Annotated in this window: 1 protein-coding gene; it reads right to left on the bottom strand. The window is 42.6% G+C overall.

Translation table 11 applies throughout. The features are described 5' to 3' along the window. Positions 1-11 precede the first annotated feature (11 nt). Positions 12-460 (bottom strand): Crp/Fnr family transcriptional regulator (locus V7124_RS26315; protein WP_335486646.1); only part of this gene is annotated, 449 nt, incomplete at its 5' end.

Raw genomic sequence — 460 nt, 5'->3', positions numbered from 1 at the left:
GTGCCTGCTAGTTAGGCTGCTGCTTTATTTTTTTCTGTAGTAGTCTTAGTTGCTTTACGGATGAATGGTACCACCCAGCGGTCTAAACCGTAACGGCCAGCGTTGTAACCTGCTGTTAAGATGATGAAGCCTAAGAAGATATCAGTTGGGTTATGAGATACAGTTCCTGCTAAGAAGAAGCTGAAGTTCATGACTAATCCGAAGAACATAGCTGCTGTTGTTAAACATCCAAGCATAAGCCCTAAGCCGATTAATGTCTCGCCCCAAGGAACGATGAAGTTGAATAAATCGATGTTTGGTAAAGCAAAGCTTTCTAAAAAGTTTACATACCAGCTGTAAACCATGTTTCCGTCTGGACCTTTAACTGGATTAGCTATAGCTCCTTTTAAGAAGCCTGAAGCGTCGAATGCACCGCTCTGTATTTTTCCTAGTCCTGCTGTGAACCAAGCGTAACCTAGAT

The organism is Neobacillus niacini, assembly GCF_036961885.1.
GTDB lineage: Bacteria > Bacillota > Bacilli > Bacillales > Cytobacillaceae > Neobacillus > Neobacillus niacini_H.
This window is presented reverse-complemented; position numbering and strand designations above follow the sequence as displayed.